This window comes from Saccharopolyspora hattusasensis, assembly GCF_050972075.1.
GTDB classification, from domain to species: domain Bacteria; phylum Actinomycetota; class Actinomycetes; order Mycobacteriales; family Pseudonocardiaceae; genus Saccharopolyspora; species Saccharopolyspora hattusasensis.
Genome location: NZ_JBPCDC010000001.1, coordinates 6293754 through 6316641 on the forward strand (window position 1 = coordinate 6293754; position 22888 = coordinate 6316641).

The 22888-nt window shown below is 69.9% G+C and carries 18 protein-coding genes and 1 pseudogene; 10 read left to right on the plus strand and 9 right to left on the minus strand.

The features are described 5' to 3' along the window. Positions 1-117: 117 nt before the first annotated feature. Complete coding sequence (locus ACRXBZ_RS30185) at positions 118-987, plus strand: methylenetetrahydrofolate reductase (protein WP_433884017.1); 870 nt, start codon at positions 118-120, stop codon at positions 985-987. Positions 988-990: 3 nt separating this feature from the next. Here ACRXBZ_RS30185 and ACRXBZ_RS30190 read toward each other — a convergent pair whose 3' ends face one another. Continuing rightward, positions 991-1680 (minus strand): DUF3153 domain-containing protein, encoded by a 690-nt coding sequence (locus tag ACRXBZ_RS30190; protein WP_433881945.1) that lies wholly within the window; start codon positions 1678-1680, stop codon positions 991-993. A 230-nt stretch (positions 1681-1910) separates the two neighbouring features. Here ACRXBZ_RS30190 and ACRXBZ_RS30195 point away from each other — a divergent pair, with 230 nt between their 5' ends. Then, positions 1911-3590 carry a DUF885 domain-containing protein gene (locus ACRXBZ_RS30195; protein WP_433881946.1) on the plus strand — a complete coding sequence of 560 codons (1680 nt, stop codon included), beginning with the start codon at positions 1911-1913 and terminating at the stop codon, positions 3588-3590. Between the two features lie 238 nt (positions 3591-3828). On the opposite strand, the gene ACRXBZ_RS30200 is transcribed toward ACRXBZ_RS30195, so the two are convergent. Next, positions 3829-4398, minus strand: a complete 570-nt coding sequence (locus ACRXBZ_RS30200) for a GNAT family N-acetyltransferase (protein ID WP_168587294.1) — start codon at positions 4396-4398, stop codon at positions 3829-3831. 178 nt (positions 4399-4576) lie between these two features. Between ACRXBZ_RS30200 and ACRXBZ_RS30205 the strand changes: the two genes are divergently transcribed. Together ACRXBZ_RS30205 and ACRXBZ_RS30210 are read left to right on the plus strand one after the other, a co-directional pair. Further along, positions 4577-5158, plus strand: coding sequence for an SAV_6107 family HEPN domain-containing protein (locus ACRXBZ_RS30205; protein WP_433881947.1), 582 nt, complete (start codon positions 4577-4579; stop codon positions 5156-5158). Further along, entirely contained in the window at positions 5155-5925 is a 771-nt protein-coding gene (locus tag ACRXBZ_RS30210) for a maleylpyruvate isomerase N-terminal domain-containing protein (protein ID WP_433881948.1), read from the plus strand. Before ACRXBZ_RS30205 ends, ACRXBZ_RS30210 begins: the two co-directional genes overlap by 4 nt. 433 nt (positions 5926-6358) lie before the next feature. Here the strand turns inward: ACRXBZ_RS30210 and ACRXBZ_RS30215 are convergent, their stop codons facing one another. Continuing rightward, positions 6359-10927, minus strand: a complete 4569-nt coding sequence (locus tag ACRXBZ_RS30215) for an ATP-dependent helicase (RefSeq protein WP_433884018.1) — start codon at positions 10925-10927, stop codon at positions 6359-6361. A 531-nt stretch (positions 10928-11458) separates the two neighbouring features. Between ACRXBZ_RS30215 and ACRXBZ_RS30220 the strand changes: the two are divergent. Beyond that, a pseudogene (locus ACRXBZ_RS30220) lies at positions 11459-13290 on the plus strand (Hsp70 family protein). A 5-nt stretch (positions 13291-13295) separates the two neighbouring features. Here the strand turns inward: ACRXBZ_RS30220 and ACRXBZ_RS30225 are convergent. Further along, the gene (locus ACRXBZ_RS30225; protein WP_263399679.1) at positions 13296-13424 is read right to left on the minus strand and encodes a hypothetical protein; all 129 of its coding nucleotides are present in this window, start codon (positions 13422-13424) and stop codon (positions 13296-13298) included. A gap of 37 nt (positions 13425-13461) precedes the next feature. Between ACRXBZ_RS30225 and ACRXBZ_RS30230 the strand changes: the two genes are divergently transcribed. Then, complete coding sequence (locus ACRXBZ_RS30230) at positions 13462-13656, plus strand: DUF3046 domain-containing protein (protein WP_150070255.1); 195 nt, start codon at positions 13462-13464, stop codon at positions 13654-13656. 212 nt (positions 13657-13868) lie between these two features. On the opposite strand, the gene ACRXBZ_RS30235 is transcribed toward ACRXBZ_RS30230, so the two are convergent. Further along, on the minus strand, positions 13869-14639 hold the full coding sequence (locus tag ACRXBZ_RS30235; protein ID WP_246868314.1) for a DUF4383 domain-containing protein: 771 nt from the start codon (positions 14637-14639) through the stop codon (positions 13869-13871). 263 nt (positions 14640-14902) lie between these two features. On the opposite strand from ACRXBZ_RS30235, the gene recA reads away from it, so the two are divergent. The 3 genes from recA to ACRXBZ_RS30250 all read left to right on the plus strand — a co-directional run bounded on the left by recA (position 14903) and on the right by ACRXBZ_RS30250 (position 17426). Then, positions 14903-15943 (plus strand): recombinase RecA, encoded by a 1041-nt coding sequence (gene recA, locus ACRXBZ_RS30240; RefSeq protein ID WP_093265124.1) that lies wholly within the window; start codon positions 14903-14905, stop codon positions 15941-15943. 27 nt (positions 15944-15970) lie between these two features. Continuing rightward, positions 15971-16591, plus strand: coding sequence for a regulatory protein RecX (locus ACRXBZ_RS30245; protein ID WP_433881949.1), 621 nt, complete (start codon positions 15971-15973; stop codon positions 16589-16591). A gap of 196 nt (positions 16592-16787) precedes the next feature. After that, positions 16788-17426 (plus strand): HAD family hydrolase, encoded by a 639-nt coding sequence (locus ACRXBZ_RS30250; RefSeq protein WP_433881950.1) that lies wholly within the window; start codon positions 16788-16790, stop codon positions 17424-17426. 294 nt (positions 17427-17720) lie between these two features. On the opposite strand, the gene eda is transcribed toward ACRXBZ_RS30250, so the two are convergent. Both eda and edd read right to left on the minus strand, forming a co-directional pair. Continuing rightward, positions 17721-18356, minus strand: coding sequence for a bifunctional 4-hydroxy-2-oxoglutarate aldolase/2-dehydro-3-deoxy-phosphogluconate aldolase (gene eda, locus ACRXBZ_RS30255; RefSeq protein ID WP_433881951.1), 636 nt, complete (start codon positions 18354-18356; stop codon positions 17721-17723). A 151-nt stretch (positions 18357-18507) separates the two neighbouring features. Next, a complete protein-coding gene (gene edd, locus ACRXBZ_RS30260; RefSeq protein ID WP_433881952.1) occupies positions 18508-20355 on the minus strand; it encodes a phosphogluconate dehydratase in 1848 nt (615 codons plus the stop codon). Positions 20356-20532: 177 nt separating this feature from the next. On the opposite strand from edd, the gene ACRXBZ_RS30265 reads away from it, so the two are divergent. Continuing rightward, entirely contained in the window at positions 20533-21147 is a 615-nt protein-coding gene (locus ACRXBZ_RS30265) for a transporter substrate-binding domain-containing protein (protein WP_433881953.1), read from the plus strand. 178 nt (positions 21148-21325) lie between these two features. On the opposite strand, the gene ACRXBZ_RS30270 is transcribed toward ACRXBZ_RS30265, so the two are convergent. Together ACRXBZ_RS30270 and ACRXBZ_RS30275 are read right to left on the minus strand one after the other, a co-directional pair. Next, the gene (locus ACRXBZ_RS30270) at positions 21326-22189 is read right to left on the minus strand and encodes an amino acid ABC transporter permease (RefSeq protein ID WP_168587300.1); all 864 of its coding nucleotides are present in this window, start codon (positions 22187-22189) and stop codon (positions 21326-21328) included. After that, on the minus strand, positions 22186-22833 hold the full coding sequence (locus ACRXBZ_RS30275) for an amino acid ABC transporter permease (RefSeq protein WP_433884019.1): 648 nt from the start codon (positions 22831-22833) through the stop codon (positions 22186-22188). Before ACRXBZ_RS30275 ends, ACRXBZ_RS30270 begins: the two co-directional genes overlap by 4 nt. Positions 22834-22888 lie beyond the last annotated feature (55 nt).

Below are 22888 nucleotides of genomic sequence, written 5' to 3' on the forward strand. Positions count from 1 at the left end.
AGCGTGCGCCCCCGCAACCGGATGTGTGCGAATCGGCGTCGAGCGGCTGCTGCGCGGGCTGCTTGCTCGAACCGCCATGTGGGACCGGTCGTGGGACGGTTCACTATCCTGTTCGGCATGACGGCGGTGGTGGATCGGTTGAACACCGAGAAGACGACTTTTTCGGTGGAGTTTTTCCCGCCGCGCAGCGATGACGAGGAACGCATTCTCTGGCGGGCGGTCCGGGAGCTGGAACCGCTGGACCCCTCGTTCGTGTCGGTGACCTACGGCGCTGGCGGATCCAGCCGGGACCGCACCATCCGCACCACCGGTCGCATCGCGCAGGAGACCACGCTGACGCCGATGGCGCACCTGACCGCCGTGGACCACTCGGTCGCCGAACTGCGCAACGTCATCGGCTGGTACGCGGCATCCGGGGTGCAGAACGTGCTGGCCGTGCGCGGCGACCCGCCGGGCGACCCGAACGGTGAATGGCGCCAGCACCCCGAGGGGCTGACCTACGCCGAGGAGCTCGTCCGGCTGGTCCGGGAGCTCGGCGAGTTCTGCGTCGGGGTGGCGGCCTTCCCGCACGGCCACCCGCGTTCCACCGACCTGGACGTCGACGCGGACCACCTGGTGCGCAAGATCCGGGCCGGTGCCGGGTTTGCCATCGCCCAGCTGTTCCTGGAGCCGGAGTACTTCCTGCGGCTGCGCGATCGGATGGTCGCCCGCGGCTGCGACGTGCCGCTGCTGCCGGGCGTCATGCCGATCACCACCCCGCGGGTGCTGGGAAAGTTCGGCGAGCTCGCCGGGGTGCCGGTGCCTGCGGAGGTGTCGGAGCAGCTGCTGCCGCTGGCGGAGGACCCGGCGGGGTTCCGCGCAGCGGGCGTGGACCTGGTGACCCGGTTGTGCGAGCGGCTGATCGCCGAAGGCGTGCCCGCGCTGCACTTCTACACCCTCAACCGCTCGAAGGCGACGCGCCAGGTGGTGGCCAACCTCGGACTCTGAGGCTCAGGCGTTCTGCTCCGCCCGGGTGCGGATGTGGGTGCGTAGCGCGAGCAGCGCCACGACGATTGCGGCGCCGAAGGTGAGCGCGCCGACCAGCAGCGCCCAGCCGATCCAGTCCATGCCAGCGACGTTGGAGAACTGGTAGGTAGCCGACAGCTCGGTGACCGAGCCGGGCTGCAGCGACCAGGTGACCGTGCCAGCGCTTTCCTGGCCGTTGGTGTTGGTGATCTCGCCGGGTGCGCTGATCTTCAGGTCGGCGCCGGAGTCGGTGTCGGCCAGCGGGGTCAGGTCCGCCGAACCCTCGAAGAACACCAGCGAGCCGGATCGGGACAGGTGCAGCCGGTACCGGGAGTCGGTGGGGCTCAGCGCCTCGGCGAGCTGCTCGACCTCGGGGAAGGTCAGGTCGTGGAACGACAGGTGCGAGCCGGTCCGCCCGCCGTCGTCGTTCGGCGTGACCTGCACCCGGTCGGCGAGGTTCTCGGGCGGCTGCAACCGGAACGGGGCCTGGCCGTCGGCGATCTGGGTGGACAGCTGGACCTCGCCGGACACCAGGTCCTCGCCGGAGATGTTCAGCGCGGCGTTGACGTGCAGGCACCCGCTGAGCAGCGTGCCGAGCACGCCGATCAGGACCGTCAGGAGCGCGGCGCGGCCGCGCGGCGTCTTGGCGTCCACTCGGGCGATCTTCCCACCCACACCACGTTTCCGCTGCCCCGCGAACTTGAAAGAGTGCGCAGCCGTCCCAACACCGCGTGCGGATGGCCAGCCGGTGTGACGCAATTTCGCGAGAAATTGACGTTCACCCGGGTGACGGTCAATTTCTCGCGAAATTGCACCCCGCCCCGGCTGAGCGGGGCTGCCCCATTCCGCGGATCTGGCTTCGCCGCGGGGCGTGTGGGTCGTTGGTGCGCGATAGCGTGGCGGGCATGGGAGTTGACCACGACGGCGTGCACGAGATCAGCGACCGGTTCGTCACCGAGCTGGTCTCGCTCGATCCGGTCGCCGGAACCTACTTGGGCGTACCCGATCGGGAAGAAGAACTGACCGACTACTCGCCGGACGGGTACCGGGCCCGCGCGGAACTCGCCCGCCGCAGCCTGGCTGCGGTGCAGGCGGCCGAGCCGGCCGATGACTCGGAGCGGATCGCGCAAGCGGTGTTCGCCGAGCGGATCGGCCTGGACCTGGAGCTGCACGAGGCCGGCGCGGACATGGCGGCGCTGAACGTGATCGCCAGCCCGGTGCAGGGACTCCGGCAAGTCTTCGACCTGATGCCGACCGACACTCCGGAGCAGTGGCGCACGATCGCCCGCCGCCTGTCGGTGATGCCCGAAGCGGTGCTGGGCGTGCGCGCCGGGCTGCTGGCGGCGGCCGCCGACGGCAACGTTTCGGCGGTCCGGCAGGTCAGCAAGGTCGCGGAGCAGTGCGACACCTGGTCCGGGCGCGACGGGCAGTCGTTCTTCGCGGCGATGGTCGCGCGGGCCGAAGGCGTGGACGAGTCGCTGCGCCGTGACCTCGACTCCGCGGCCGGATCGGCCGCCGAAGCCTTCGCCGGGCTGGCCGACTTCTTGCGCGGCGAGCTGCTGCCGAAGGCACCGGAGAAGGACGCCGTCGGCGAGCAGCGGTACCGGTTGTGGTCGCGGTACTTCACCGGTGCCCGCCTCGACCTGCAAGAGGCGTACGAGTGGGGATGGCAGGAGTTCGCCGGCATCGAAGCGGAGATGAAGCAGATCGCGAACCGGATCAGGCGGGGCGCGTCGCTCGCCGAGGCCGCGGCCGTGCTGGACGCGGACCCCCGCTATCAGGTGCACGGGCAGGACCGGTTCGAGGCGTGGATGCAGCGGTTGTCCGACCAGGCGCTGCAGGACCTGCGCGGCACCCACTTCGAGATCCCGGACCCGCTGATGCGGCTGGAGTGCAAGATCGCCCCGCCGGGCGGCGGTGTCGGCGCCTATTACACCGGCCCGACTGACGACTTCTCCCGGCCCGGCCGGATGTGGTGGTCGGTGCCCGCCGACCGGCAGGACTTCCCCACCTGGCGCGAAGTGTCCACTGTGTACCACGAGGGGGTGCCCGGGCATCACCTGCAGGTCGCGACCGCGGTGCACGAGGCGCAGCGGCTCAACAAGTTCCAGCGGCTGGCCTGCTTCGTCTCGGGGCACGGCGAGGGCTGGGCGCTGTACGCCGAACGCCTGATGCGCGAGCTCGGCTACCTCGAAGACGACGGGGACCTGCTCGGCATGCTCAACGACCAGCTCTTCCGCGCGGCGCGCGTGGTGGTCGACATCGGCATGCACCTAGAGCTGGAGATCCCGGCCGGCACCGGTTTCCATGAGGGCGAGCGCTGGACCCCGGAACTGGGCCTGGAGTTCATGCTGAGCCGGACCATCACCGACCCGGCGCAGGTCCGCGACGAGATCGACCGCTACCTGGGCTGGCCGGGCCAGGCGCCGTCCTACAAGCTCGGCGAGCGCCTCTGGCGGGCGGCCCGCGACGAGGCCAGGCAGCGCCACGGCGCGGCTTTCGACATGAAGGATTTCCACACGCAGGCGCTGAAGATGGGCGGCATGGGCCTCGACACCCTCCGCGAGCAGCTAGCACTGCTGTGATCACGCGGTGAGGGGCGCCCCGTTACCCGATTGCCGGGTCGCTGGGTGCCCCTCACCCGTTTCCAGAACCATCCCGCGACGGGGTGGCTGAACCAGGAACCGCTTGGATCGCGCCCGATTGGGTTATGGGGCGGCGATTTCGCGCGAAATCGCCGCCTGCCACGCCTGCAGGCCTGGCGATTTCGCGCGAAATCGCCGGCTTCGCGAACGGGACCGCTGATCGAAGCGGGCGTCGTGGTCAGCGGGGTTCGAGGGGGAGGGAGCGGCCCAGGACCGCGAAGGGCCGCGGGTCGCCCGTGAAGCGGTAGTCGCGCAGGACGTCCCCGAAGCCGACCCGGCGGTACAGGCGCCAGGCTCGGGTCGGCCCTTCCGGCGTCGACAGCAGGACCTTGCTGCCCTGCGCCCCGGCGAGCAGGCGGCGCAGGACCTCTTCGCCGAGGCCGACGCCCTGGCTGCCCGGGTAAACGTGCAGCTCGGTCAGTTCGAAGTAGTCGTCCAGCCAGGCTTCGGCATCGCCGCCGCTGCTGAGCAGGCCGCGGCGAACCTGCTCGTGCCACCACTGCCCGGGGGCGCCCAGGTAGCCGTAGCCGAGGCCGACGAGCTCATCGCGGTCGTTGAACGCGCCGACGCACCGCCATCCCGCGCGCAGCATGTGCGCCGACCACATCGGGGCGCGCTGCTGGGCGGTCGCGGGTGGGTAGTTCATCGCGGTCACGTAGATCTGCAGGGCCTCGGGGAGCCGGGCCCGGAGCTGGTCCGTGGTCAGCTCGGTGATCCGATCGAAGCTGGGGGATGGCGCGGCGGTCACGGCCGAACACTAACGCCTTCCCAGCGCGCGGTCCTTCTCGCGGCCGATCCTGCCGCCGAGGCGGCCTCACCGGGTGCCGGATTCGGCCACTCGGGTGATCATCTTGTCTGATCATGCCTCGAACAGGTGAGCTACGGCGCATTGCTTGAGTCCGTCGGTTGGGCGAGCTAATCTGTAAGTGTTCGAACGCGAGTTCGATGACTCCAGTTCGGGCATCGAGTCCGGCGGTGGGGTGGGGGAAGCACCCCGCCGCCGGACCTGCCGGCTCCCCGCGGCAGGCGTGGACGGCTTCGTCGTGCAGAGGAGACTGCCGATGTCTTTTTCCACTGATCTCTCGATTCCTGCTCCGCGGCGCTCCGTGGAGAACCACGAACCGACACCAGAGGCCGAGACGCCGGCCGGCTCCCTGTCGTTGCTGCTCAACGCGCGAACGTGCTTGCACGAGGCGGAGGAGGCCGACCGCCCCGGGGAGCGGTACGTCGCCGCGCATGTGGCCGCGTTACGCGCGGCGACCGCGGTCGTCGTGGCGCGCTCCTGGCGGCGGGAGAACGGTCGTCCGGCCAGCGCGTGGACGTTGCTGACCGGGGCCGCTCCCGAGCTGCGGGAGTGGGCGGCGTACTTCGCGGCGCGCTCGGACCGGCGGGCCGCGGCGGAGGCTGGGGTGCCCACCATCACCTGGCTGGACGCCGACGGACTTCTGGCGCGCAGCCGGGAATTCCTCGACATCGTGGGGCGAAGCCTGTTGGGGGTGGCTAGATGAACGGTACTGAAGTGAGGCTCGACTACGGGCGGATGCTGGACCTGCTCGGCATCGAGGCCCAGCTGCTAACTGCGGCGACCGATGACGCGCACGTCCACGCGCCGGTGTGGGGCGCGTCCGGGAGGACCTTGGGGCAGACCGTCCGGCACCTGGGCGATCTGTGTGAGGACACGCTGTCCTGGCTGGGCTCGTCTGCCGTGGAGCGGCGCTGGGACCTGCCGGACCAGCCCGAGCTGCGCGAGGTGACCGGCCGGTTCGCCGTCCGGTTGGCGGATCTGCTCGCCGAGCTCGGCGCCAGGCCGCCGCACGATCCGTGTCCGACGTGGTGGCCGGAGCAGCACACCGTGCGGTTCTGGCTGCGCCGGATGCTGCACGCCACGACGGTGCACCGGGTGGACGTGCAGGCCGCAGCGGGGGTGCTGCCGACTCCGATCGAGCCCGACGTGGCGACCGACGGCATCGACGAGGTGCTGCGGCTGTGGTTCGGCTACCGGTTGCACGCGCTCGGCATCACCGCCACGCGCGCCTGTTCGGTCGGGGTGTACGTGGAGGGCCGGAATTGGCTGGTCACCGCCGACCAGAACGGGACCGCGGTGGTGAGCTCGGACGACGTGTCGACCGCGACGCCCGACGCGGTCGTCGGCGGCGATGCGCCCGCCGTCTACCTCTGGATGTGGGGTCGGCTGCCCGATCGCGCCGTGGAGACCAGCGGTGATCTCGACGCGATCGCACAGCTGTGGGGCCTGCTGCAGCTGGCCACCCGCTGAGCACGCCGCCCGCGGCCGGTCGCGGGTGTGCGACCGGCTTCGCCCCGCGGCACGTCATTCGCGTCGGCGGCACGGCTGGGTTCGACATGTGCGGGTGCCGCTTCGACGGGAAATTCCCGTCCATGCGGCCGCGTTCACGAAAACCGCTAAGTTGGGCCAGATTCGGGTGGAGGCGAGGTTCGTCCCCGGCTGCGTGCTCGCGTGCTTGCCGTCCACCCGGCGTCGTTCCGAGGCGAGTTCGCTTGCGGCAAGCCGATAATCTGAACTCCAATCGGCGGATACCCTGGCCTTCGGGCCGGGGAGGAGTCGATCCTGAGGTTGTTGGCCTCCTCCGTCTCGACGATCGGCTTGGCCGGGCAAGGGAGCTTGCCGTCGCCGCGCAATTCGGGGAGTTGATCCAACGGCACGTGAACCGCGGAACCGAGGCCCGTGCTCAGGCACGCAGCCGGAGGCCCTTGGGCGTGGCGCGGAATCCCGCTTCGGTGAGCACTTCGGCCAGGCGGGACCCCCAAGCGTCTTCGCCGTCGGCGCGTTGCACCGCGAGCTGCTCCAGCCAGCCGTCCCGGACCACCCGGGCCAGCCCGGCCGCCGCGCTGCGCAGGGCGGATTCGTCGTCGGTGAACGACAGCAACGACTTCCCGCCGCGTTCGACGTAGAACACGGCTTCGCCGGACACGAGCACCACGAGCGCACCGGCCTTGCGGCCCGGTCGATGCCGGGTTTCGCCCATCACCGCAGGCCATTCCAGTGCGCCCCCGTAAGGCTGCGCGGGATCGGCAGCGGCCAGCACCACCGCGTCGCCGGCACTGTCCTCGCGGGACATGGCCCGCAGGCGGTCGATCGCACCGGGCACCGCGAACTGCGCGGCGCCGAGGCCCTCGATGACGTACCCGCGTCGGCAACGACCGGATTCCTCCATGGCGCGAAAAACCTTGTAAACCGCGGAAAACCCGCCCGTGACGCGCTCGATGTCCAGCGCTCCGCGCGTCAGCACCCCGTGCCGCTCCAGGAAGGCCTCGGCCCGCGCGTGCGCTCGACGGGTCGGGTCGCCCGACGGTTGTGGCGCCAGCGACCAACGTCCGGACACCGTGGGCGGGCCACTGCGGCTGGGCATCGACGGACGGCCTGCGCGCAACCGCGCGTAGCGGCCGCGCGGTGCGCTCCGGCGTGGCTTGTGCGCCGCGCCGCGGCCGGAAACCAAGGCCCGCAACGGCGCCAGGGTGTCGTTGGTCGCCGTGCCGGACCAGACCAGGTCCCACAAAGCCGAAGTGACCGCGTCGTCGGTGGGCGTGGCCTCGCCCTGCTCCACCAGCAGGGCTCCCGCGCGATCCGCCAGCTGGCGGAAGAACAACGCGCCACCGTCCAATGCGGACACGACAGCGCGGTGCAGCGGCGAATCGGCGGCAGACTCCTCCGGCAGGTCCGGAAGCAGCAGGTCGGCGACATCGGTGGGCGTCAACGCGATCCAGCCGTCGCCGCCGGCCAGGGAGCCGGAGCCGACCCAGGTGACCTCACCGGTGGCGGTCAGCTCGTCGAGCAGCGCGGGGGAGTAGCCGGGCAGTCGGGCGGGCAGGATCAACGACTCCAACCCGCTCGCCGGAACCGGCGCCCCCGCCAGTTGCTCGACCACGGCGTACACGTCGTCCACCGTGGGTGCGGAGCGCAACCGGGCTCCGATGCCGTGCCACGCCGGCAGGAAACAGCCCAGCGCAGCCGGTTCCACCGGTTCGACCTCCGCGCGAAGCCGCGCCAGCGACGCCCGCCGCAGCCGCCGCAGCACTTCGGCGTCGCAGTACTCCAGCGCCCCGCCACCACCGGCCTCCAACGGCCGAAGCTCGCCGCGGACCAACCGCCCGCTGCCGGTCAACCGGTCCAGCACGCCGTGGACGACGGCCACTCCCAACCCGAATCGCTGCGCTGCGGCATCGGCGGTGAACGGTCCGCGGCAGCGTGCGTAGCGGATCAGCAGGTCGCCCAGCGGGTCGGCGACCGGCTCGGTGAACGCCTCCGGCACGCCGACCGGCAGTGCGACGCCCAGCGCATCGCGGACCTTGCCGGCATCCTCGATCGGAATCCAGCGCTCTTCGCCCGCGATGCGGACCTGCAGCACTCGTCGCTGTCCGGCCAGGTCGGCCAGCCACTCCGGCCGCACGCCCCGCGCCTCGGCTTCGGCCGCGGTCAGATCTCCCAGGAAGCGCAAAATGTCTATTGTGGACTCGGTGTCGCGGGCGTGCCGTTCCGGGGCGAGCCGTTGCAGGTGCTGCTCGATCTCGTCGAGCGCCTCCGGGTCGAGCAGCTCCCGCAGCGCCTCCGAACCGAGCAGCTCCGCTAGCAGCGTCGAATCCAGGCTCAATGCCGCCGACCGGCGCTCCGCCAGCGGCGCATCGGTCTCGTACAGGAACATGCCGATGTAGCCGAACAGCAGGCTGCGCGCGAACGGCGACGGGCTCGGGGTCTCGACCTCGACGACTCGCACCTTCCGCGCCGCGACCTGCGACATCAGCTCGGTCAACCCGGGCAGGTCGTAGACGTCCTGCAGGCATTCCCGCATCGCTTCCAGCACGATCGGGAACTGCTCGTACTGCGCGGCCACCGCCAGCAACTGCGCGGCTCGCTGCCGCTGCTGCCACAGCGGCGTGCGGCGGCGCGGATCCCGGCGCGGCAGCAGCAGGGCCCGCGCCGCGCACTCCCGGAACCGGGCCGCGAACAGCGCCGAGCCGCCAACCTCGTCGGTCACCACCTGCTGGACTTCTTCCGGCGGCAACAGCACGTCCTCGGCGGTCGGCAGCACTTCCGCGCCAGACTCGTCCAGCGCATCGGCCAGCCGCAGCACGATCCCGTCGTCGGAAGAGGCGACCTGCGGCTCGATCCCGCGCCGCTCCCGGATCCGGGCTCCGATGGCCAGCGCCCACGGGCCGTTGACCTTGGCGCCGAACGGTGAATGCACCACCATCCGCCAGTCGCCGAGCTCGTCGCGGAACCGCTCCACCACGATCGTCCGGTCGTCCGGCACGTGCCGGGTCGCCCGCCGCTGTTCGTCCAAGTAGGACAGCAGGTTGTCCTGGGCCCACTCGTCCAGCCCGGCCGCCGCGATGCGCGACCGCGCCGCCGGGGTGTCCGCGCCGATTAGATCCCGGACGAAGGCGCCCAGGGCGCGCCCGAGCTCCAGCGGCCGTCCCGGCGAATCGCCCTTCCAGAACGGCATCCGGCCCGGCTCGCCAGGCGCGGGCACCACCACGACCCGGTCGTGGGTGATGTCCTGCACCCGCCAAGCCGAGGTGCCGAGCAGGAAGGTGTCGCCGACCCGCGACTCGTAGACCATCTCCTCGTCGAGCTCGCCGACCCGCACCCCGCCCTTGCCCGCTTCGTCTGCGGGCGTGGTGACCGTGAACAGCCCCCGGTCCGGGATCGTGCCGCCGGAGGTCACCGCGAGCCGCTGCGCACCGGGCCGCGCGCGCAGCTCGTCGTTCACCCGGTCCCACACGATGCGTGCGCGCAGCTCGCCGAACTCCTCGCTGGGGTACCGGCCCGCCAGCATGTCCAGCACCGCGTGCAGCGCAGAGTCCGGAAGCCCCGCGTAGGGCGCGGCCCGCCGCAGCAGCGCCGCGAGCTCCGGCACCGGCCAGGTGTCCATCGCGACCATCGACACGACGTGCTGCGCGAGCACGTCCAGCGGGTTGCGCGGGAAGGACAGCGACTCGATCAGCCCGTCGGCCATCCGCTCCGACACCACCGCGCAACCGACGAGATCGCCCCGGAACTTCGGGAACACCACGCCGCGCGAAACCGCGCCGACCTGGTGTCCGCCGCGCCCGATGCGCTGCAGCCCGGAGGCCACGCTCGGCGGCGTCTCCACCTGGATCACCAGGTCCACCGCGCCCATGTCGATGCCCAGCTCCAGCGACGACGTGGCCACCACGCAGGCCAGCCGCCCGGACTTGAGCTCCTCCTCGACCACCGCCCGCTGTTCCTTCGACATCGAGCCGTGGTGTGCCTTGGCGAGGATCGCAGAGGTGCCGCCGCCGATACCGGAACCGCCCACGGCCTCGGCCGGGAACCGCTCCAGCGCAACCGGTTCCTCCGCGGCGAGCTCGTTGATCCCGGCGGTGAGCCGCTCGGCCAGCCGCCGCGAGTTGGTGAACACGATGGTCGAGCGGTGCTGCCGGATCAGATCCAGGATCCGCTCCTGCACGGACGGCCAGATCGACGTGTGCTGCTCCGCGCCTGCCGCCGGGCCCTCCACCTCGCCGGTCGATGCGCCCAGCTCGGCCATGTCCGGCACCGGCACCTCGACCCGTACCTCGACCTCCTTGGGGTGCGCGGGCTGGATAGTGCGCACCGGCCGACCACCGGCCAGGAACGTCCGCACCTCCTCCACGGGCCGGACCGTCGCGGACAGCCCGATGCGCTGCGCCGGCTGCGGCAGCAGGGCGTCCAGCCGCTCCAGCGACAGCGCCAGGTGCGCCCCGCGCTTGGTGCCCGCCACCGCGTGCACCTCGTCGACGATCACGGTCTCTATGCCGCGCAGCGACTCCCGAGCCGCCGAAGTCAGCAGCAGGAACAGCGACTCGGGCGTGGTGACCAGCACGTCCGGCGGGGTGCGGGCGAACGAACGGCGCTGGTCGGCCGGGGTGTCCCCGGTGCGGATGCCGACCTGGATGTCCGGCGGGGCGCCGCCCCGGCGTTGCGCGGCCTGCCGGATCCCGGCCAGCGGCGCGCGCAGGTTGCGCTCCACGTCGACGGCCAGCGCCTTCAGCGGCGAGACGTAGAGCACCCGGCAGCGCTGCTTCGCGTCGGCGGGCGTGCCCTCGACGGCCAGCTTGTCCAGGGCGGAGAGGAACGCGGCGAGCGTCTTGCCGGAGCCGGTCGGCGCGACGACCAGCGCGTGCTCGCCGTCGGCGATCGCCTCCCACGCCCCGCACTGCGCTTCGGTGGGCGCGGCGAATGCCCCGCGGAACCAGTCGCGGGTCGCTGCGGAGAAGCCGTCCAGCACATCGGTCACCAGGAAAACGTAGCGCGGGTGCCCGTCCTTCAGGGCAGGGAAGAAGCGCGCTTTGCCACGATCATGGGGTGCCGACCGGATATGCGCGGTGCCGCGGTCCACATGCCTCGCCAGCTTCCGGGTGGACTCGTGCGTCCGGACGGTACCGATGCGCGGTAGCGTCACACGACGACGGTCCCGGTCAACGAGTCCGAAGCTGCCGGTGGTGAAACGGCACGACAACACGGCACGTTTGCCCTTGAACCTCGCCGAAGCCCGGCTTGCGGCCCTTGCGTGTGCCCTTGCGCGATGCACGACCCGTTGACACCGCGTGCCAACGGTTCGTGAATGCGTAACCGTGCTGGAACAGCGTCGCCTACTCACGACCCCAACGCGCGGGGCGGGGTGACGGGAACCGCGTGCTCGGGACGGGACTGTCCACAAGGGCTCGACGTTGGTGTGATCCGCGACGAATGCGGGGATCTGTGCAATTCGCCGCTCCGAACGTGGCAGCATTCGACCCCGAAAGCGTCAGGCTTGGGAGGGGGACGGGTGCGCGTCCTGTCAGTGGATCTCGGCACCTCGAACACCGTCGCGGTGCTGTCCGCACACGGCCGGCCACCACGGGTAGTCGAAGTGGATGGTTCGGCGACCATGCCGTCCGCGGTGTTCGCCACCGAGGACGGCGCGATCATCGTCGGCCGCGACGCCGAGCGCCGGGCGCGGCTCGACCCGTCCAGGTTCGAGCCGAACCCGAAGCGCCGCGTGGACGAGAGCACCCTGCTGCTCGGCGACAACGTCATCACCGTCACCGATGCGCTGGCCGCGGTCCTGCACCGGGTCGCCGAGGAGACCACCCGGCAGCTCGGCGGCGCCCAGCCCGACGAGGTCCGGCTGACCCACCCCGCGCAGTGGGGCACGGTCCGCCGCAACGTGCTGCTGTCGGCCGCCCGGCTGGCCGGGTTCAGCTGCAACCTGGTGCTGGTCCCGGAGCCGGTGGCCGCCGCCGCGCACTTCGCGTCGTTTCCCGACCGCACCCTCGGCGCCGGCCAGGCGTTGGCCGTCTACGACCTGGGCGCGGGCACCTTCGACTGCGCGATCGTGGGCGCCACCCAGAACGGGTTCGCGGTGGTGGCCGAGGACGGCCTTTGGCCGACCTCGGCGGCCTGGACGTCGACCAGGCGCTGCTGGAGCACGTCGGGCGGCAGGTCTCGAACAAGGACCCGCAGCGCTGGCAGCGGCTGCTGCGGCCGGCGAGCACCGGCGACCGGCGGGCCCAGCGCGCCCTGCGCGAAGACGTCCGCGCCGCCAAGGAAGTCCTCTCCCGGCACCCGCAGACCGAGGTGCCGATGCCGGAACCCTTCGGCGACGTGCTGGTCACCCGTGCGGAGCTGGAAGCGCTGGTGCGACCGAGCATGCTGCGCAGCGTCGAGCTGCTGGCCGCAGTGCTGCGCTCCAACGGAATGGGGCCGGAGAACCTCGTCGGGGTGTACCTGGTGGGCGGCTCCAGCCGGTTGCCGCTGGTCGCCAGCCTGATCGGGGAGCAGCTGCGGATCGTGGCGACCACCCTCGACCAGCCGGAGACCGCCGTCGCGCTGGGGGCGCACCACGTGTCCCGAGACGGGGCGGCGATGTGGACCCAGGACTTCCGGAACAACCTGCCGTCGGGCCCGGTCGCCGTCCCGCAAACCGGGCAGCCGCAGGTCGGGTACCGGGAACCCGACACGGTGCGCACCTACCCCGTCGCGCCGCCGCAGCAGCAGCAACCCCACTTCCAGCAGCCCGCCGCCAAGCCCGGCTCGCGGCGCAATCTGCTGATCGGCCTCGGCGCGGTCGCGGCCGTCGCGGTGATCGTCGCGATCGTGGCGATCGTGTTCCGCGTCTCCGGCGGGTCGGGTGCCCCCAGCGCGGCGGAATGCCAGCAGCCCGGCACCGTCGACGCCAAGGGCTTCACCGCCTGCATGGCCAACCTGGCCGGCAGCGTTCCCGAGCAATCCAACTGCGCGCAGGGCTGGCAGCGGATCATGCCCGGCCTGCGGGAACTCGACGGGACCGTGGTGTCCTGCTCGATCGGCAACCCCAACTCGGGCACCCAGATCATCTATACCCAGCTGGGTTCGCAGGAGGCCGCGCAGAAGCGGGCCGACCTGCTGCTGGAGTTCAACGGCGTGACCAGCGGCCAGCAGGTCGAGGCGGAGTGGAGCGGCAACGGCCTGTCCCGCACCTACCGTGCGATCACCAGCGACACCTTCGGCACCTTGGTGTTCATCGTCGACGACCGCCCGCTGGTCGGCATGGTGCTCAAGCCCAACCACGACAAGAAGCTGGACCCGGGCAAGATGGCCGACGAGTTCGAGCAGAAGGTCCAGCCCGGCACCGCCTGATCGGCTCACCGCCGGTTGCGGTGCTCCCAGAAGAAGCGCACCGCGAGCGCGATGACGACGAGGAACCCGGCGCCGATTACCGCTTGGCCCAGCGGGCTGGACAAGCCAGTCGGATCGGCCAGCAGGAGCAGCACACCACCAGGGTACGGGCGCCGGGTACGCTTTCGGGCGATGCGCCACACAGCTTTCCGCCAACGCATGGCCGACGAATTCGGCCGGGTCCGCGCCGAGATGCTGGCCCAGGATCACGTTTTCTCGTCGCTCGGCGGGCGCACGGTCGACCAGGCCCTGGAAGCCGGGCTGTCGACCAAGGAGGTCTGGCAGGCCGTCTGCGAGGCATTCGAAGTTCCCGCCGAACGGCGCTAGGACGTTTTTATAAGCGGCGGCAGCCGCTTGCGGTGTGGGACTCAACTGACACCGCCGCGGGTTCTCAGAGGGCTGTGCCCGCCGAAGGGCTCTCGGCGAGGCCAGTCTCCGACGCGGTGAATTGGCATTCATGATGTCGGGGAACACCTGCGCGAGAAGGCCTCTGAGGTTCCGCTACCCGCACCGCTACGCAAACCACTTTCGAAACAGGCTCAGGACTCCGGGCCCTCCTGTCGCTCGGCGGTCGGCCGCTGCGCGGGTCGGCGTTCCGGCACCTCGAAGTCCGCCCACAGGTTCTGCGCGCTGATCTGCTGCTCGGGGGTGCGCCCCGCGTCCTGGTAGTGCTGGTAGGCCCGGCGCCGTTCCTCCTGCATGTGCCGGTACGCCTCGGACTGCACCAGCCGGTGCTGCTCCGGCGTTGGATGGCCCTCGGCGACGGCGACCTCGGCCCGGCAGATCTGTTCGAGCTCGGCGATCCGCCGTTCATCGGCCAGCCGCTGCTCCGGGACGTCCTGGGCGGGTGGCTCGTGGTGCCGGTAGCGCACGTAGGGGTTGTCCTGCGGCAGGCCGCCGCTGAGCCGGCCGTAGAACCCGAAGAACATCAGCAGCATGCCCGCGATCAGGCTGAACACCACGTTCGGCAGCTTGAAGGCGAACACGTTCCAGGGCGTGTTCAGCAGGCCCAGGTTGATCAGCCCGGACAGGAAGAACAGCACCCCGATGGCGGCGGTGGTGGTGGAGGCGACCGGTCCGCCCCAGGCCGCGGCGCCGATCAGGAGGACGCCGACCACGACCGAGACCAGGGCCAGCAGGCCGTTGCTGGATAGCCCGATGATGTCGATGCCGCTGGTGGTGAACAGCGGAACCCGGTTGGCCAGCCCGAACGCGCCGAAGACCAGCAGGAAGGCACCGAAGATGGCGGCCGCGACCCGGTAGAACCGGCTCAGCGGGTGGTCGGGTGGCAGGTAGCGGTCCATTCGCATGGTCGACACCTCCTCGGGGCCGGGCGGCAGGTTCACCCGATGGGCTATTCCGAGTGTCCACCTCGATCGCGCTGATCGCACCGTCACACGATCAGGTGGCGGAGCTGGCGTGTCGGGCCGGTGATCGAACATCCGTTCGTCTAAGATGGAATCGCACGGGCTCGAATCGGCGAAGCACCCCGCAGCCGGATTGTCGGTCCCTGCCCGTAGCGTCTGATCTGACACACGACGACCAAGTTCGACTCGACCGAGGTGGACCCCCGATGGCAGCGACACCGGACAAGGGCAAGGCGCTGGAGCTGGCGCTCGCCCAGATCGACAAGCAGTACGGCAAAGGGTCGGTCATGCGGCTCGGCGACGAGTCGCGCGCACCGATCGAGGTCATCCCGACCGGTTCCATCTCGCTGGACGTCGCGTTGGGGATCGGCGGTCTGCCGCGAGGCCGCATCGTGGAGATCTACGGCCCGGAGAGCAGCGGTAAGACCTCCGTGGCGCTGCACGCCGTGGCCAACGCGCAGAAGCTGGGCGGCACCGCGGCGTTCATCGACGCCGAGCACGCGCTGGACCCGGAGTACGCCAAGGCGATCGGGGTGGACACCGACGCGCTGCTGGTGTCCCAGCCGGACACCGGCGAGCAGGCGCTGGAGATCGCGGACATGCTGATCCGCTCCGGCGCGCTGGACATCATCGTCATCGACTCGGTGGCGGCGCTGGTGCCGCGCGCCGAGATCGAGGGCGAGATGGGCGACAGCCACGTGGGTCTGCAGGCCCGGCTGATGAGCCAGGCGCTGCGCAAGCTGACCTCCGCGCTCTACAACGCCAAGACCACCGCGATCTTCATCAACCAGCTCCGCGAGAAGGTCGGCGTGATGTTCGGCTCGCCGGAGACCACCACCGGTGGCAAGGCGCTGAAGTTCTACTCGTCGGTGCGCCTGGACGTGCGCCGCATCGAGACGCTGAAGGATGGCTCGGACGCGGTCGGCAACCGGACCCGGGTCAAGGTGGTGAAGAACAAGGTCGCCCCGCCGTTCAAGCAGGCGGAGTTCGACATCATCTACGGCATCGGCATCAGCCGTGAGGGCTCGTTGATCGACATGGGCGTCGAGCAGAGCATCATCCGCAAGTCCGGTGCCTGGTACACCTACGAGGGCGACCAGCTCGGCCAGGGCAAGGAGAACGCCCGCAAGTTCATGCGGGAGAACCCGGACATCGCCAACGAGATCGAGAAGCGGATCAAGGAGAAGCTCGGCATCGGGGCGACGCTGGACGCCGAGAACGCCGAACCGGCGCCGGTGGACTTCTGATCCCGCTGAGCACCTGCTGGACGTCGAATGCAGATGAACCGTGACGGTACGCGTCGGGGGAGCGGTGTACGGAGCCGCGTCCCCGACGACGCCTCGCCGGGTGGTCTCTCGGACGCGGCGGATGACGCGAAGCCGCGGCGCAAGCCGGACGACGCCGAGCAGCTGGCCCGCGACACGGTGTACCGGCTGCTGGCGGCTCGCGCGCGTAGCTGCTCGGAATTGCGACAAGCCTTGCTGCGCAAGGAGATCGACGAGGACGTCGCGGACGCGGTGCTGCAGAAGTTCGTCGACGCGGGCCTGGTCGACGACGCCTCGTTCGCCGAGGAGTGGGTGCATTCGAGGCAGCGGTACCAAGGGCTGGGGCGCAAGGCGCTCGGTTTCGAGCTGCGCCGCAAGGGTGTCGAAGAGCACGTGGTTGAAGCGGCGCTGTCCACTGTGGATGGCGATGCGGAGGTCGAGCAGGCGCGGGAGCTGGTGCAGCGCAAGCTCCGCACGATGGCGAACCTGGACCATGCGGCGAAGATGCGCCGCATGGTGGGCATGTTGGCACGCAAGGGCTATTCCGAAGGCCTGGCTTTCCGCGTGGTGCGAGAGGAAATTGAGCGCTCCGGCGCCGACGTCCCGGACCCGGACCTCGAATCCCCGTGACCGACCTCGTCGCGGCTGCGTTCGCCGGTTGCGTTCGCCGGTTGCGTTCGCCGGTTGCGTTCGCCGGTTGCGTTCGCCTGCTGAGCGAGCAGATCTGTCGAGCGGCCGGTGCGCGATGTGCACAGTCCTTCTGGGAGGTGGTACGGGAACGTCGGTGCGGGATCGTAGAGTGCCCGTCATGAAGTCGAGGCGACGCGTGAACCACATCGTGTGGGACTGGAATGGGACGATCTTTTCTGATAATCACGCCGTGGTCTCGGCGGTGAACGAGGTCTGCACCGCCTTCGATCGAGAACACATCGACCTCGACGAGTGGCGGTCCGTATTCAGCCGTCCGCTGTTGCAGTGCTACGAGCGGCTGCTGCGCCGCTCGCTGAGTGACGAAGACTGGGCGCGCATCGACGTGCTCTACCACGAGGCGTACCGGGATCTACTGCACACCTGCGGCCTGGCAAACGGAGTTCCCGATGTGTTGCAGGAGTGGACCACGGTGGGCCGCAGTCAGTCCCTGCTGTCCATGTGGTTCCACGATGAGTTGGTGCCGCTGGTGGCGAAGTACGAGCTCACTGCGCTTTTCAAGCAGGTTGACGGTCTTCGGGCCGGAATTGGAGGGGGGTCGAAGGCTGCCCACCTGGAGCGGCATCTGGCCGAGCTGGGCCTTGCCCCACAGGAAGCTGTCGTGATCGGCGACGTGGTGGACGATGCTGAAGCGGCGGCCCACGCAGGAGCCAACTGTGTGCTGGTGACAACTGGGGTTATGAGCCGAAGTGCCTTGGAAGCGGCTGGCGTCCCCGTCGCTGACTCCATTCAAGAAGCTGTGTCTTGGCTTTCATGAGTACTGTTATTGCAGTTCAGATCGTGCAGTCGATGTCGTGAAACCCATTGGACGGCGAGCTGGTCGTGACGATCCGGGTTCACGGTCCCGGGGGCAGCACGACGTCGTCGACGAACTGCCGGTCGACGACGTCGTGCTGCCCGTTGAGCTCGCGCAGGTCGAGGCAGCCGTTGAGCGCGGGCGAAGAGTCGGGGATCCCCGAGTCCAGGCGGCGTCTGATGCTCCGCTACCCGCACGCTACGCGGGACAAGTTTGAAACAGCCCTCATAGCACCAAAAGACTCACGGGCGGTTGCTAGCGCTGCGGGGAGCGCAGTGCGGCGGCTTCTCGGGCCAGTTGCTCGATCCGCGGCCAGTCGCCGGCAGCGAGTAGGTCCTTAGGCGCCAACCACGATCCGCCGACGCAGCCCACGTTGGGCAGCGCGAGGTAGTTCGGCGCGGTCTGCGGGCTGATCCCGCCGGTCGGGCAGAACTTCAGGTCCGGCAGCGGCCCGGCGATCGCCTTGAGGAACGGCACACCGCCGCTGGGCTCGGCGGGGAAGAACTTCATCGCAGTGGCCCCGCGCTCGGCCAGCCGCATCGCCTCCGACACCGTGCCCGCGCCGGCCAGGTACGGCACCCCGGATGCGTCGATGTCGTCGAGCAGCCGGTCGGTCGTCCCGGGCGTGACCAGGTAGCGCGCCCCGGCGTCGGCGGCCCGCTTGGCCTGACCTGGTTCGGTGATCGTGCCCGCCCCGGCGACCATCTCGGGCACCTCGGCGGCGATGCGCTCGATCGCGGGCAGCCCGGCCGGGGTGCGCAGCGTGACCTCGATGGTGCGGATTCCGCCGCGCAGCAGGGCTTCGGCCAGCGGCACGGCGTGCGCGACGTCGTCCAACGCCACGACCGGCATCACCGGGGCGAGATCCAGCACTTCAGCTGCAGTGTTCATGAGGTGGTTCATCCGTTCCTAGTGCGTGCGGCGTTCCGTCGAGTGCCCGTGAGTACTTTTGGGCGCTATCGCACCCAAAAGTACTCACGGCACGTAACCAGCGGAAACAGCCGCCTCTTCTCGTCGGGTTCGGCGCAGGTGGTCGCCGGTGTCAGACGGTCGCGTCGGTCGGCTGCGCCTGCAGTTGGGTGAACACGCTGGCGCCGCGGTCGGCCCGCCCGACAGCCTGCCGGAACGCCGCGAACAGCTCGCGGCCGGTGCCGAACTGGGCTCCGGGCGCGACCGGTGCGTTGTCGCGGGCGGCGAGCTCGTCGTCGGGCACCAGCACCTCCAGCGTGCCGCGGTCGGCGTCGAGCCGGACCACATCGCCGTCGCGGACGCGGGCCAGCGGCCCACCCGCGCTGGCCTCCGGGGTCAGCTGGATGGCCGCCGGGATCTTGCCGGACGCGCCGGACATCCGGCCGTCGGTGACCAGCGCGACCTGGTGGCCGCGGTCCATCAGCACGCCCAGCGCGGGGGTCAGCCCGTGCAGCTCAGGCATGCCGTTGGCCTGCGGGCCCTGGTTGCGGATCACCACCACGACGTCATGGTCCAGTTCGCCTGCCTGGAACGCGGCGGTGAAGCCGTGCTGGTCGTCGAAGACCCGGGCGGGCGCGGTGGCGGTGCGGCGCTCCGCGCTGACTGCGGACACCTTGATCACCGAGCGGCCGAGGTTTCCGTCCAGCACCCGTAGGCCGCCGTCGGGCGCGAAAGGCTCATCGACGCCGCGCAGCACGTCCGGGTCCAGGCTCTTCGCGGGCGCATCCCGCCACACGAGCTCGCCGTCCACCAGGAATGGCTGCTGCCTGTACCGGTCCAGCCCCGGCCCGGCGACCGTCTTGACGTCGGGGTGTAGCAGGCCGGCGTCGAGCAGCTCGCCGACGAGCGTCTGCACGCCCCCGGCAGCGGCGAAGTGGTTGATATCGGCCGAACCGTTGGGGTAGACCTTCGCTAGCGACGGCACGACTGCGGACAGGTCGGAGAAGTCGTCCCAGGTCAGCTCGATCCCGGCCGCGGCGGCGATGGCCACCAGGTGCAGCGTGTGGTTGGTGGAGCCGCCGGTGGCCAGCAGCGCAACTACGCCGTTGACGATGGCCCGTTCGTCGATGATCTCGCCGATCGGCGTGTAGTCGGCGCCGCGCCCGAGCTGCACGACGCGACGGGCGGCCTCCTCGGTGAGTGCCTTGCGCAGCGGGGTGCCCGGCGGCACGAAGCTCGACCCCGGAAGGTGCAGGCCCATGACCTCGACGACGAGCTGGTTGGAGTTGGCGGTGCCGTAGAACGTGCAGGTGCCGGGCGAGTGGTACGACGCCGCCTCGGCTTCCAGTAGGTCCTCGCGGCTGGCCTTGCCCTCGGCGAACAGCTGCCGGATGCGGCTCTTCTCCCGGTTGGGCAGTCCGGAGGGCATCGGCCCGGCGGGGACTAGCACGGTCGGCAGGTGCCCGAACGACAGCCCACCGATCAGCAGGCCCGGCACGATCTTGTCGCACACGCCGAGCAGCAGGGCACCGTCGAACATCTCGTGGGAAAGCGCGACACCGGTGGCCATCGCGATGACGTCGCGGGAGAACAGCGACAGCTCCATGCCGGTGCGGCCCTGGGTGATGCCGTCGCACATGGCGGGCACGCCACCGGCGAACTGGGCGACACCGCCGGCCTCGCGCACCGCGTCCTTCAGCCACGTCGGGAACTCGGCGTAGGGCTGGTGCGCCGAGAGCATGTCGTTGTACGCGGACACGATCGCGACGCCCGGTTTGGTGGCTCCACGCACCGCAACCCGGTCAGCACCGCTGCACGCCGCGAAGCCGTGCGCGAGGTTGCTGCAGGGCAACTCAGTGCGGGCCGGGCCGACTGCCCCGGCCGCTCGGATGCGTTCGAGGTACGCGGTGCGGGTCGCGGCACTGCGCTCCGCGATCCGGTGGGTGACTTGTTCGACGACGTGCTGCGTTGGCCGCGCCATTGATCGCCTCCGGAAAGGCTCGAAATGCGGGGCGACGACGCTGGCGCCTCATGACGGCAGTCACACTAATGGGTGTGGCCTGGATTTCACAATCGATACAGCAGGCGGGGATACGGTCCCGATCGGGCCACCCGGTGCGCGATCATGGGTGGTAGATCGAGATGTGAGGAGGGGCCGATGCGGATTCGCGCGCTCGTTGCGGTGGTGTCTGCGGCTGCCGTGCTGTCGGCCTGCGGGCAGGATGTGCCGCCCGGGTCGAACGCGTTGCCGCCGCCGAACCTGCCCGCCCCGACCACGCCGATGCCGGCGAGCCCGGCCTCGTCGGTTGGCGATTCGGTCGAGCTCGACACCTCGCCGACCATCGAGCGGATCAAGCAGCGGCGCCAGCTCCTGGTCGGGGTGCGGGTGGACGCGCCGCAGTTCGTCAGCCGCGATCCGGCGGGCGAGTACCAGGGCTTCGACGTCGAGATCGCCCGCGACCTGGCGAAGCGCATTGGTCTCGCCCCGACGCAGGTGCAGTTCCGGCGTCTGCCGCCGACCCTGCTGCTGGACGCGGTGGCCTCGGGCAACGTGGACGTCCTGCTCGGCGGCACCGCCGATTCCCCGCAGCTGGCCGTGGTCGGGCCGTACGTGGTCACCGACAGCAAGCGCTACGTCGTGATCAAGTCGGACGACAAGAAGCTGGCCGAGTATCTGCAGCAGATGCTGGACGCCGCAGTCGCCGATGGCTCCTGGCAGCGCGCCTACGACGCAACCCTGCGCCCGGCCGGGATCAACGCCCGCCCGCACTGACCTCAATGCCCGTGAGCGTTTTTGGGCGCTGTAGCACCCGAAAACGCTCACGGCCGAGCTGGCTGATCAGCGCGCTCCACGACGCCGGTGCCAGGGAAGACCCGCGGCTGAGTAACCAGCGGATCGCTTACTCTCGGCTGCCGGGACCCGGTTCAGGTCCCGGCAGCCGAGAGCTGTTTCAGTCTCCGAGCGGAGTCTCTGTAAGGGGCGTGGTAGCCGGCGCGATCTGTTTGGTCTTCTTCGTGCGTCGGTTTCGCCGATCGAGGTAGTTGGCGAACCACGTGAGCAAGAGGCATATCGAGATGTAGATTGCTGCCACGACCAGGCTCACCGGGATGATCGGCCGGTCGAGCGTGGGAATACCACCGAGGTACCGGGCGTAGTACAGCAATTCCTGGTAGGTGATCAGGAAGCCCAGAGCGCTGTCCTTGAGCAGCACCACGAGTTGGCTCACGATGGCTGGGAGCATGACGCGCACTGCTTGCGGCAGGACCACGTTGCCCATGACCTGGCTCTTGCGCATGCCGATGGAATAAGCCGCCTCGCTCTGCCCTGCTGGAAGTGCGTTAACCCCAGCGCGGAAGACCTCGGCAAGCACCGAGCCGTTGTAGAGCGTCAGGCCGAGCACGACCGACCAGTACTGGCCGAAGTTCACGCCCAGCCCCGGTGCCGCGTAGTACAGGAAGAAGATCAGGATGACCAGCGGGATCGCGCGGAACACCTCGACGATCGCCGTGCACGGCATCCGGATCCAGGCGTGGTCGGAGAGCCGACCGAGCGCGAACACCGCGCCGAACGCCAGCGCGAGCACGGCGCCCATGAGGAACGCGCGGACGGTGTTCCACAGAGCCCCGAGTAGTTCCAGCTGGATCTGCTCGTAGAGCAGCCATTCCCACTTGCTGGCGTCGAACTGCCCGGTGGCGTAGAAGCGGAGCACCACGTATCCGAGCAATGCAAGCACCACAACTGTGCTGACGACGCTGATGAGCCGGTTGCGCACGCGGGCGCGCGGGCCGGGAGTGTCGAACAGAACGCTGCTCATCGGGCCACGCTCCACCGTTTTTCGAAGCTGCGCTGGATCAGGGTCAGCGGGATAACCAGGATCAGGAAGCCGATGGCGATCCACACGAAGGCGTTCAGTGTTGGCTCACCCTGCTCGTTGAGGAACGGGATGACCGAGCCGACCTCTGCCACGCTGAACCCAGCCGCGACGGTCGTGTTCTTCAACAGCGCGATCAGCACGCTGACCAGCGGCGGAACCACGGCACGGAAGGCTTGGGGGAGGATCACGTTGGTCAGCGACTGGGCGAAGCCGAGCCCGATGGAGCGCGCCGCCTCGGCCTGTCCGACCGGCACCGTGTTGATCCCAGCCCGCAACACCTCGCAGACGAACGCTGAGGTGTAGATGGTCAGCGCGATCACGGCAGCGGTGAAGAACGGGAACTGGATCAGCTCCAGCTTGGGGTAGGCGAAGACGAAGAAGAAGAAGATCAGTGTCAGCGGCGTGTTGCGGAGCAAGGTCACGTACCCGGCGCCGACGGCCCGCAACGCTGGGACGGGGCTGACCCGCAGCGTTGCCAGGATCGTGCCCAGTACCAGCGAGGCTGCAGCGGCCAGCAGGAAAAGCTCGATCGTCCGCAGGAAGCCTCTGGCGAGGACGTCGCCGTACTCCACCAAGATGTTGATCAATGAGTACTCCTGGAGTAATCGGATGCCCAGGGCGCGCTGCGGCCCTGGGCAT

What these genes read in the sequence shown, in the direction of transcription:
- ACRXBZ_RS30185 (WP_433884017.1), top strand. Translation starts at nt 118, where the DNA reads ATGACGGCGGTGGTGGATCGGTTGAACACCGAGAAGACGACTTTTTCG.
- ACRXBZ_RS30195 (WP_433881946.1), top strand. Translation starts at nt 1,911, where the DNA reads ATGGGAGTTGACCACGACGGCGTGCACGAGATCAGCGACCGGTTCGTC.
- ACRXBZ_RS30210 (WP_433881948.1), top strand. Translation starts at nt 5,155, where the DNA reads ATGAACGGTACTGAAGTGAGGCTCGACTACGGGCGGATGCTGGACCTG.
- ACRXBZ_RS30230 (WP_150070255.1), top strand. Translation starts at nt 13,462, where the DNA reads ATGCGCCACACAGCTTTCCGCCAACGCATGGCCGACGAATTCGGCCGG.
- ACRXBZ_RS30235 (WP_246868314.1), bottom strand. Translation starts at nt 14,639, where the DNA reads ATGCGAATGGACCGCTACCTGCCACCCGACCACCCGCTGAGCCGGTTC.
- recA (WP_093265124.1), top strand. Translation starts at nt 14,903, where the DNA reads ATGGCAGCGACACCGGACAAGGGCAAGGCGCTGGAGCTGGCGCTCGCC.
- ACRXBZ_RS30245 (WP_433881949.1), top strand. Translation starts at nt 15,971, where the DNA reads ATGCAGATGAACCGTGACGGTACGCGTCGGGGGAGCGGTGTACGGAGC.
- eda (WP_433881951.1), bottom strand. Translation starts at nt 18,356, where the DNA reads ATGAACACTGCAGCTGAAGTGCTGGATCTCGCCCCGGTGATGCCGGTC.
- edd (WP_433881952.1), bottom strand. Translation starts at nt 20,355, where the DNA reads ATGGCGCGGCCAACGCAGCACGTCGTCGAACAAGTCACCCACCGGATC.
- ACRXBZ_RS30265 (WP_433881953.1), top strand. Translation starts at nt 20,533, where the DNA reads ATGCGGATTCGCGCGCTCGTTGCGGTGGTGTCTGCGGCTGCCGTGCTG.
- ACRXBZ_RS30270 (WP_168587300.1), bottom strand. Translation starts at nt 22,189, where the DNA reads ATGAGCAGCGTTCTGTTCGACACTCCCGGCCCGCGCGCCCGCGTGCGC.